Raw genomic sequence first — 11,084 nt, forward strand, 5'->3', positions numbered from 1 at the left:
ATCAGCAAATTGGTTGGGCCTCGACCGTGGGCCGATTTCGAATTTTTCCCGTTCCGGATAAGGTCGAGCTTGATCCGAAGACAGAGTCACACACGCCGATGCCGATATATCTTGATGGTCACTCGACAACACCATTGGCGCCAGAGGCGATGGAAGCGATGGCACCTTGGTGGCATGCTCAGGTCGGAAATCCGCACTCACCTCACCTGAGCGGTATGTTGGCGTCACAGGCCGTTGAGACTGCGCGCTCGGAACTCGCGTCACTCATCGGCTCTGATCCACAGGAACTCGTCTTCACGTCCGGGGCGACCGAGGCAAACAACATCGCGATAAGGGGCATTGCTCTCGCCGCGCTTGAAGGTGGCATCGGGCGGCGTGACATTGTCGTATCGGCCATCGAGCACAAGAGTGTGCTGTCGTCCGCGAGTTCGCTGCGGAGTGCTGGCTTCCGCATCATCGAAGCGCCGGTTGATGTGAACGGCATCATCGATATTTCAGCTCTGGAACGGTTGGTCGGCATTGAGACACTCTTGGTGTCGGTGATGGCAGTCAACAACGAGGTGGGATCCATCCAACCGCTTGCCGATGTCGTTCGTATTGCCCGTGCGGCGGGGGCGCTCGTGCATGTCGATGCTGCACAGGGCGCTGGCAAACTTCCTCTCGACTGTGCGGAGTTCGATTTCGCGAGCCTTTCGTCGCACAAAATTTACGGCCCAATGGGCATCGGTGCGCTGTTCATATCATCGGCCGCTTCTCTCCGGCCGTTGCCGGTGTTGTTCGGCGGCGGTCAGGAGGCTGGCGTGCGCCCTGGAACCGTACCGACGCCGCTCGTGGTCGGGTTTGGCGCGGCCGCCAAGGTCTCCAGGACGCGGCTCGTAGCGGACGCCGCCCGTTCAGGGAGGCTGTCCACTCTGTTCCTCGAAGAGTTGCGCAGCAGGCAAGTGCAATTCATCGAGAATGTTTCCGCGCCGAGTCGGGTACCCGGAAGTTTGAGTCTGAGATTTCCCGGTAATGGAGCTATGTCGATAATAGTGAAGGCCGGTGATCGTATCTCGATTTCCGAAGGATCAGCTTGCACGAGTGGGCAGATCACCGCATCGCATGTCCTACTTGAGATGGGATTTACTCATCAAGAGGCTACGGAAACTATCCGTTTATACTTCTCCCGCTACAATAGCGAGGCGGACGCCATGGAGGCGGCCGCGGTGCTATCCGCAATAGTGGCGCCCTAGGGATTGCCAACTGGCGACACTCTCCAGTAGCATCCCCTCCATGTTGAACGACCTTCATGATCCGGCGACCGCGATTCGCGTTTCGGGCCACGAGACCTTCCCGCTTCGGCTTCTTTGGCTGAAGAAGGCGTTCGACCACGCATCCGACCCGGATGGAGTCGATCGTAGAACATTTCAGGAACAAAACGCAATCGCCACTTTCGGTGTCGGCAAGAACATGGCGCTCTCGATGCGTCATTGGGCGTTGGCGACGAAGATTCTGAGAGACAGCCCCACCCATCTTCACGCCACTGATCTAGGGCGGTTGATCTTCACCGACGGTACCGGGCTCGACCCATACCTCGAGCATCCGTCCACTCTATGGTTGATGCATGCACACCTCGTGAGTGAGCCGCGCGCAGCAACGACATTCTACTACGCGTTCAACCTGCTCAATCAGATTGCCTTTACCAGGGACGATCTCGTTAGGGCCATGGCAGCGATCATCGAAGCCCGTGCAACCGCAAGGGCAACCGCCGAAACCCTCAAGCGCGACGTTGAAGTGTTCGTGCGCAGCTATGCGCCCCGTCACTCCGATGCAGGGGAAGACGCGGCAGAACCGTTGCTAGTTGAGCTCGGCCTGTTGCGCGAGCAGCGGTCGACAGGCCAACTCGAATTTGTCCGTGGGCAGAAGCCTTCACTGGACAACAGCATATTTGCGCTCGTGTTAAAGCAGTTCTGGGAGCGTCAGCACTCGTTGTCCCCCACCCTCTCCGTAGAGCAGGTGCAGTATGACCCCGGGTCTCCCGGGCGCGTCTTCAAGCTTGACGAGGATAGCCTAGTGGCACGGCTGATGAGCATCGGGGACGCCACCGGCGGGAAAATGGTGTGGACCGATACGGCGGGACTCCGTCAGATCGCTCTGGCTGGCCGTCTCGGGGAAATCGACGAGATCGATCTAGTCAAAGCCGGTTACCGTGGGCGGAGAGCGGCATGACTAAGCTTGCCGACATCGTCAAGGTCGAACGCCGGTTCGCGCTGTCCGCTCGGATCGACACCGATCTCAATGGAACACCGCCGCTCACCGGGTATGTGTTGCAGGCGAGCGTCCGCAAGTCGCTATTGGCCATGCTGGCGGGGATCGCCGATGGGTCGCAGTTCGCCTTCACCTGGACCGGCCCATATGGCGGCGGCAAATCTTGTGCGGCGCTGCTTGTTGCCAATCTGGTCGCCGGCAACAAGAAACAGCGTGCTCTCGCCGAAGGGATCGTTGGGCAAGATTTGGCGGAGCAGTTTTCCTCGGCGTTTCCTAGCCGAGAACGCTCGTGGGATGTGGTTGCACTGACCGGCCGGCGCACGAGCTTGGCGGGCGCGTTGGCGGATGCGGCCGCAAAGCAATTTGAGTGGACTCAGGCGGCGCGGGATGCAGCGCGCGACGAACGAGCACTTATCGACCAATTAGAAGCGCGTGCTCGTCAAAGGGGCGGTTTGCTGATCGTCATCGATGAGCTCGGCAAGTTCCTCGAGCATGCGACGAGTTCTGCCGTCGACGTGCATATTTTGCAGGATCTCGCCGAGCGAGCAGCACGCTCTGACGGTAGGCTGGTGGTTGTCGGCATCCTGCATCAGTCGTTTGAGCAGTACGCCAACCGGCTGAGCCGGACTGGCCGGAACGAATGGGCAAAGGTTCAGGGCCGATACCAGAACGTGCCCTTCGTTGCGCAAGCCGATGAGGTCGCGGCGCTCATTGCTCGCGCCATTGGCAGTGACCAAGCTCCGGCCAGCGCCAAAGCGATCGCTGGACTGACGGCGGAGGCGATCTCGCACCGTCGACCGGTCGATGTCGTGGTGCTGACGGAAATCCTCACCCAAACGTGGCCATTGCACCCGGTTTCGGCGCTCTTGTTGGGGCCGGTGTCACGCCAACGGTTCGCACAAAACGAGCGAAGCGTTTTCGGCTTTCTATCATCATCTGAACCGAACGGATTTCAGGCGCACTTAGCTCGGACCGAGGTCGGCGGAAACGCTTGGTATGGGCCGGATCAGCTTTGGGACTACCTGGTCGCAAATTTCGGCAGCGCGCTTTCTGTTGGTCCGGAAAGCAATCGGATGACACTTGCTATGGAGGCCGTGGAGAAGGCTGCACTCTACGGCTCGCTGACTGCCAAGCTCGCCAAGGCCGCAGCGGTCGTCGAGTTGTTCAGGAACGGCTCCGGACTCGCGGTTGCCGACGACATCCTCTCCCTTTGCGCACCAGAAGCGAAGAAGGCCGACGTCGCGGCGGCCATCGACGAGCTGGTCAACCGGGCTATCCTCATTCGGCAGCCGCGGCTTGGCGGATATGCCCTCTTCGCCGGCAGTGATTTCGACCTCGACGAGGCCATCTCCAAGGTCGCGCTGAAGCTCGACGCAGATGTCCTGGCTGATTTGCCTTCACGGCTTGGCGTGGGACCGATCGCAGCCAAGAGCCACTACTTCGCGACCGGTGCACTGCGCACATTCGATGTCGTCATTCAGTTTGCCGACGAGAGCCCACAAAGTCCCGCTGCGTGGGCTAAAAGGACCGCCGCGTCATTGGCCAAAGCGAAGCGACGGTCGGCGGGTCTTCTCATTATGCTGCTGCCCGATGCGCGAAGCTTTGAAGCGCCGGTCAAGGTCGCCGCCAAACAGCTCAGCGTCGAATTGGCAAATCTGGGCGTCTTGGCTGGCGTTGCCGCCAGCGAGCAGGTCTATCTGCTAAGGGATCATGCGAGCGACCTCTATGCCTTGGACCGCATCGAAGAGACGCATCCGCAGCTCGAGGGTGATCGGATAGCCCGCCGAGAGTTGTCGGCACGCAAATCATTGATCGCCGAAATTGTTCGCAGCGACTTGCTGAGGGCCTTCTCTTTGGCCCGCTGGTGGGCATTCGGTGACAGAGCAAAGGATGCAGCCGGCAAGAAACTCGATGGCGGGGAACTGACCGTCTTGGCGTCGGCGCTTGCAACGGAAGCTTTCAGCAGCGCACCCGTCATCCAATCGGAGTTGCTCTATCGGGACAAGCCCTCGACTGCCGCCATGGCAGGCCTGAGGACCTTGATGCATGCCATGGTTTCGAAGTCGGATGTGGCAGACCTTGGGATTGAGAACTTCCCGGTCGAGCGTGGGCTCTATCTGACGATTGTTCGGCCGTTGGGGCTGCATCGGCAGGACGATAAGGGCGTGTGGCGCTTCGCCGATCCTGCCGATGACGGGGCGGGCAAGACACTCAAGCCTGCCTGGACGGTGTTGGGTGAGAAGCGGGTCAACCTGGCCGAACTCTTCGACACCTGGGCCGCGCGGCCATATGGCATCAAGCGCGGGGTCATGCCTGTGCTGGTATTGTCGTATCTGCTGGCGCATAGAAACGCGGTCGCGGTTTATGTCGACGGCGCTTTCCAGCCCGCCATCGACGATATCATCGCCGACCGCATTCTGCAGGATCCGGCAGCCATCGAGTTTCGCCGAATTTCGCGCTCCAAGCGGGATGACGCGTTCGTCCAGCAGCTTGCCGCACTTCTTTCGACCGAGGCAAATCCCGTTGAGGCGAAGGCCTTGCCGGTCGCATCGGCGCTCTATCAGCGCTTTCATGCTCTTCCGCTGTGGGCGCAGCGCACTCAGACGCTGGCCGAAAATGTTCGTAAGGTTAGGGACATCGTGTTGAAAGCCAGCGACCCTGAAGCGCTGCTGTTTTCAGACCTCGCGTCCGCGCTTGAGGGAGAACCCGATCCCGGGGTCAGCGTGGTCGCCGCACTGAACAAGGCAGAGTCCGCCTATCCGAAAATGCTGGAGGAACTCCGCAAGAATCTCGCCGAGCATCTTGGGGTCGACACGAAGACATTTGAGGGCATTGGGCCGCGCTCCTCTACGGCGTCGGGGGTGTCAGCAGAGTTGCGCGTCGACGCCTTCATCATGCGCGCCGGCGCTTTCGAGGGAAACAGCGGCGACATCGAAGGATTGGCGAGCCTGCTCGTTCACAAGCCGCCGCGGAACTGGTCCGACCGCGAGCAAGAGCAGGCCATGTTCGAAATGGCTAAGCTCTGCCTGCGCTTTCGCGAGGCAGAGACATTCGCCGCGGTTCGCGGCCGCTCCCCAACCTCGCAAGCCATTTCCGTCATGGTAGGGTTGGACCCCAAGGAGAAGCCACTCTTCCATGCCTTCCAGGTGTCGAAACAGGAGCTTGCGACTGCAGACAAAGCGGCAGACGACTTGATAGCGCAGCTTCGGCTAAAGGGCATGAGGCCGGCCGTAGAGCTTGCCGCTCTTGCGCGCATCGTAGAACGCCTTTCCGAAGGCAAGGGATTGGAGCCAGCATGACGATTGCGGTGCGTGAGCGTCATATCCTTGGGATATCAGGGGGTCGCGATAGCGCGGCCCTTGCCGTCCATATGCGGCAGACCCGGCCAGAGGTTGATCTCGAATACTTCTTCACCGACACCGGCAAGGAGCTGGAAGAGGTGTATTCGTTCCTCGACAAGCTTGAGGGGTTCCTGGGAAAACCGATCACCCGGCTTAATCCGGACCGGGATTTCGACTTCTGGCTTAAGGAATACAATCACTTCCTGCCCTCCCCCAAAACTCGGTGGTGCACGCGGCAGCTCAAGCTCCGTCCGCTCGAGCAGTGGCTGCGTGAAGACCTCGATGCGGGGGTTGTCGTACATTCCTACGTGGCCATCCGGGCTGATGAACCCAGTCGCGAGGGCTATCAGGCGACCCATGGCAACATGCAGGTGCACTTCCCTCTGAGAGAGGACGGCATCAGTAGGGCCGGTGTGATCGAAACACTCGAGAGCGCCGGCCTAGGCGAACCCGAGTACTATCGCTGGCGGACTCGTTCCGGCTGCACATTCTGTTTCTTCCAGCAAAAAATCGAGTGGGTGCGATTGATGCGCGAGCACCCCGACGCGTTCGACGAGGCCAAGGGATATGAGAAGTCCGCCCGCGATCACGGCTCACCCTTCACCTGGAGCCAGGGAGAGGGCCTAGAAGAGCTCAGCGCCCCGGCGCGGGTCGACGAGATCGAGCGGGAGTTCGAGCAGCGCCGCGCGCGACTATTGGCGCGGCGCCGCGTGAACCCGCTCGCCGGCAATGTTGTGCCTACGATCGATGACGTCTACGGAATTGACGAGGCCGCGGCAGGATGTGTGATCTGCCACAAGTGACAGGATGAGTGTCGCGTAGCCGCCCGGGCAACCCTTGCATTGCCACTGCCAAAAGAGCTGTAGAGGGCAAAGTCACCGGCATTGGGCCGGAAGTCAGAGGGAGGTTCTTGACACCTTCGCTTGATGCTAAGCTGCTGGGACTTAGAGCAGTCAGTTCTGCCTGGATATTGCCGACCGAGGGGGCCACTTGTTCAAAATATCTGCCCGCACAGTCTTGGAGCTGGGCGCCGAGCTAATTAGCTCGGATATCATTGCGTTCTACGAACTCATCAAGAATGCCATCGACGCCCATTCTCGGAAAGGGGTGGAGCTGGCATTCAATGTCCCGCTTCGGCGCAACTCCTATCTTAAGATCCGTGCTCGTGCTCTTGAGGCGAGCAGCGCCGAGGCGCTCAGTGACCTTCGCAGCGATCTCGAGAGTCGCCTCGACCCTACCGCCACCAACGCTCGCGCATCATTCGCGCCAACTCTGGCGAGCAAGTCCATCGAAGACTTCATTGCCAACCTTGATGACGGTTACGCCGAAGCCAACACCATAACCGTTTCCGATACAGGGGACGGTATGTCGATGGACGAACTGAAACGCTACTACCTGACTATCGGAACCCCTTCGCGCAAACACGAGGTCGACAGCTCGATCGCCACCGGCCGGGCGACGACGCCCTATTTGGGTGAGAAGGGCATCGGGCGTCTTTCCGCCATGCGGCTAGGTGAGCGCCTAAGAGTTGAGACTGCGAAGTCCGACGATCGGACTGTCAACGTTCTAGACATCAACTGGAAGGCCTTCGCTGATCTTGATGCCATGATCGAGGACGTGAAGTTCGAACCCCGTACTGCCGGCTCTAAGCCGGATGGGGCTTGGAGCGGCACACGTCTAACCATTGGTGACCTCCGGGAGGACTGGACCGAGGCGCGCCTACTGCAATTCGCTCGGTACGACTTCGCGCGACTTACTGATCCCTTCCTTGACCCTAAAAAGCGACCCCGCCTTGTCCTTTCCTGGAATGGAACGCGCATCCCTATCGACTTTATGGACAAGACGCTTCTGGAAGCCGCCCACGCCTCGTTTACGGGCCGATATGAGGTCAAGGAGGGGAAGCCCGGGCTGTTTGTCCGAATGGACGCGGTCAACCTCGGCTACCCCCATCCGCGGGAGTCGGACGTCTTGACACTCACGGAGCCAGATCTTGAGGGTCTCCTCACCGGAACCTCGGGAGAAATTCCATCGACTGCGCTTGTCTCCGTTGGGCCCTTCTACTTCGAAGGTTACTGGTACAATCGCCGCCACTTCACCGCAATCGACGGCATCGGTACTCGCAATGACGTTCGCGACCTGCAGAAAACTTGGAGTGGAATTCTGCTCTTTCGCGATGGCTTCCGCGTTTTTCCCTATGGCGATGAGGAGGATGACTGGCTCGGGCTAGACAGGCGCGCGCTCGGCCGCACCGGATATGTCCTGAACAAAAACCAGTTTGTCGGACACGTTCAGATCACGCGGGCAGGCAACCCCCACCTGCTCGATCAAACCAATCGCGAAGGTCTCCGTGTCAACCCAGAACAAGCTGCCTTTGTTCAAGTCCTGGGCCATGTCATCAAGGACCTACTCTGGGGCTTCTTCAAGGACGTAGACAGGCGACACAAGCTCACCCCAGTTGAGCTCGGCGACATGAAATCGCAAATCGCCGAGCTGAAATCGCGCGCCTCTGCCGCGGTTGCCCGAGTTCGGAGGCTGGTTCCCAAGGACGAACAAGATGTCGTCGATGACCTTCAGCATGCACTCGTCGAGTTCCAAGATCTCACAGCACGAGCTCAGAAACGCATCGAAGAAGTCGAAGCGGACGGCAAGCAAATGATTCAAATGGCCGGCGTGGGCCTGATGGTCGAGGTCGTGGCTCACGAGCTCGCGCGCGCAACCGAGGGCGCACTGCAAGCTCTGGAGGCCCTAAAAGGCCGAGACCTGCCATCCGAGCTCAAGGCGCGCCTCGACACCTTGCGCTCCGAAATGAAAAGTGTGTCCAAGCGGCTTCGCGTACTTGATCAGCTCAGCGTTTCCGGTCGCCAGCGCTCCGAAACATTCGATCTCGCAGAGCTCTTCGACGACATTCAAGAGGGCCACGCGGCGCAATTTGCGCGCCATGGCGTGTTGCTCAAGATCAGTAAGCCCAAAAATCCCATTCGCGTGCGACTTGTAAAAGGCATGGTGATTCAGATCATTGAGAACCTGCTTTCCAACTCTCTCTATTGGATTCAGATGCGGCAAAACCGGGAGCCGCGGCTCGTTCCCACCATAACCGTCACCATCGAAAGCAACCCGCCCACTATCACGTTCGAGGACAATGGCAGCGGCATCGCGCACGATCACATCGAAAAGATCTTCCGACCTTTCTGGTCGCTGAAGGAAAAGTCGAAGCGACGCGGTCTCGGGCTCTATATTGCGAAAGAGAACGCCGAACATCTTGGCGGCACCTTGTCGATATCAGACAAGCAGGACTCGCAGACACGTCGCCATAATGAGTTTGTTCTTGAGCTACCGGAAGCGGCGTTCGTCCCATGACACTTAATGCGCTTCTTAGGGACAAGGGCATCCAGACCGCGGTCATCATCGATGACGCCTATGACGAGGTGCCTAAGGCAAGCGACATCGATGCAGACGCATGGTCGACCTTCTTTGCTGATGCTGGCGCGTACGAAGACGTCTTGGTGGAGCTCTTCCCAGATTACGAGAACATCGACGGGTCCGAGCTGATCCATAGTGATGCTTTCGTGACGGCGGTATGGAAGGGGAGGAAGGGGCTGGCGGCGCTCGCGAGCGAACTCTTCACGGATTACGAAAACAATAAGAAGGCCGACACCAAATTTCTCGCTGACCTCGAAGTCGCGCTGGGTACCTTTGGAATTACCCCGATCCGCATGGGACGGACCGTTGTTGAGGCCGCCAAGACTGCCGATCTCATCTTCGCCGATCTCTTCCTTGGAAACCTCCAGGAGCCTGATGACATTGCGCAGTCAATCACCCTGGTGAAGGAGCTGATGGTTGCACGTCAAGCCTCGCCGCCGCCCGTGGTGCTCATGTCACGCAGTCATTTACTAAATGACAAGCGAGCCGACTTCCGGGACCAAGCGAAGCTCCTTGGGGCCCTGTTTAGGTTTTACCGCAAGGACGATTTGCTTAAGGCGGACAACCTTCCACGTACGCTAGAGCGCTTAGCGACGCACCTTGTTGATGCGGTAAAGATCGCAACTTTCCTATCGAATTACGAAGGGAGCCTCAAAGAGGCGGCGGCTCGTTTCTTCAAGACCGTAAGACGGCTCGATCTCTCCGACTATGGTGAGATCAGTCAGTTGCTCTTGAACTTCGAAGGGCAGCCGCTGGGCAGCTACCTTGTCGACGTGTTTGATAGCGCCCTCCAGTTTGAGATCGAGGCTGATGGCCCGACCATCGAGGCGGCCCGCGCACTCGAGGAGGTCGACCTTAGTCTCTATCCCGCTCCCCATATTGCCGGAACCAGTGACCTCCAGCATCTCGTTCACCAGACCGTCTGGCAGCATCGCGCACGGCTTGGCGTGGCCACCAACAAACTCGAACCTTCAATTGCTTTCGGCGATGTTTTCCTGCGCCGCGACTATCCCGCGCCCAGCCAGGAAACAGACCTTCGCGACGCATTCATCGTGATGACGCCGGCATGCGATCTCGTGCGCGAAGAGGGTACGAAACGAATTCTGCTGCTTGCCGGCGACGTCAGCCCGTTGACGTATACGTCGTGGGCCTACGGCAATTCCCTGACGACGCCTCTGGGCCGCTTAGAGGACGGCAGCGCCATTCGACTGGAATGGGATGCTAAAGACTTGCGATCCGAGAATCGCGCTGCAATTGGAAAACTGCTTGCGGCTGACGGACCCTATTTCCTGTTTCAGCGAATGCGGGAAAACTATGCGCTCGACCTGCAACAATCGCTGTTAACGCGCCTTGGTCGGGTGGGATTACCCGCCAAAATGCCGGCGACGTTTCCTGTGACGGTCACCGTCTCGTATTTCGACGACACAAAGACCCTGCAGACCCTCGACCTGCCGACGCTCGCTCAAGATGGAGCCGTCTGCTACCTCGGACGTGACGAGGATAATGCCGAGAATGCCCGCCTCGTCATGACTGAAGCCGCTATCGATGAACTGATGGCCGCGGTTGCGGCAATTCCTGACGACAAGGTCATTCCGAAGGGAAAGGACCCGCTCAAAGCCCTCAAAACAACCGACACTTTACCCCGGCTTCTGCAAAGGGGCCTGCCACTCGGCAAGCTGGCTGGCGGATATGGCGAGATCCGCTCGCACGAGAAACCCGCGGACGGCACAAAACCTCCGCTTTTGGGCTATATCACCAGAAACCCAGAGGCAAAGCAAAATAACCAGAACGGCGGAGTACTCATAACGGTGGAGCACGATTCGATATTCATCGCCGCCAACGTCTCCGCGCCAATAGCGGAGACCGCCGTCTTCGAGGAAGCCGTCGCGGCCCAGGTTGGTGGTGAGGCAGCGGGCTAGTGGGTTCCATCGAGGGCCAGGCGGTGTCGCTCTCTCGTGGCTAAGCTGCCGTGCGCTTTGGGACAACCATGGTCTCTATCGCCTGTTGTCACCAGTTTGGACCCATGTTGTAACCAATATGGCGACGATGGGAAATCTCGTCAGGTTCGATGATCTG

General features: G+C 59.1%; 6 protein-coding genes. All 6 read left to right on the plus strand.

Annotated features, from left to right (window positions below; all coding sequences use genetic code 11):
- The first annotated feature begins 98 nt into the window (after nucleotides 1–98).
- The 6 genes from O7A05_RS10635 to O7A05_RS10660 all read left to right on the plus strand — a co-directional run bounded on the left by O7A05_RS10635 (nucleotide 99) and on the right by O7A05_RS10660 (nucleotide 10,927).
- A complete protein-coding gene (locus O7A05_RS10635) occupies nucleotides 99–1,232 on the plus strand; it encodes a cysteine desulfurase family protein (protein ID WP_337092993.1) in 1,134 nt (377 codons plus the stop codon).
- Between the two features lie 40 nt (nucleotides 1,233–1,272).
- Entirely contained in the window at nucleotides 1,273–2,208 is a 936-nt protein-coding gene (locus O7A05_RS10640; RefSeq protein WP_337092994.1) for a DUF4007 family protein, read from the plus strand.
- Entirely contained in the window at nucleotides 2,205–5,546 is a 3,342-nt protein-coding gene (locus O7A05_RS10645; protein WP_337092995.1) for a hypothetical protein, read from the plus strand. The genes O7A05_RS10640 and O7A05_RS10645 overlap by 4 nt, the downstream gene beginning before the upstream one ends.
- Nucleotides 5,543–6,391, plus strand: a complete 849-nt coding sequence (locus O7A05_RS10650; RefSeq protein ID WP_337092996.1) for a phosphoadenosine phosphosulfate reductase family protein — start codon at nucleotides 5,543–5,545, stop codon at nucleotides 6,389–6,391. The genes O7A05_RS10645 and O7A05_RS10650 overlap by 4 nt, the downstream gene beginning before the upstream one ends.
- A gap of 187 nt (nucleotides 6,392–6,578) precedes the next feature.
- The gene (locus O7A05_RS10655) at nucleotides 6,579–8,945 is read left to right on the plus strand and encodes a sensor histidine kinase (RefSeq protein ID WP_337092997.1); all 2,367 of its coding nucleotides are present in this window, start codon (nucleotides 6,579–6,581) and stop codon (nucleotides 8,943–8,945) included.
- Nucleotides 8,942–10,927 (plus strand): hypothetical protein, encoded by a 1,986-nt coding sequence (locus O7A05_RS10660; protein WP_337092998.1) that lies wholly within the window; start codon nucleotides 8,942–8,944, stop codon nucleotides 10,925–10,927. The genes O7A05_RS10655 and O7A05_RS10660 overlap by 4 nt, the downstream gene beginning before the upstream one ends.
- Nucleotides 10,928–11,084: the final 157 nt, after the last annotated feature.

The organism is Mesorhizobium argentiipisi (SeqCode) (assembly GCF_037179585.1).
Taxonomy (GTDB): domain Bacteria; phylum Pseudomonadota; class Alphaproteobacteria; order Rhizobiales; family Rhizobiaceae; genus Mesorhizobium; species Mesorhizobium argentiipisi.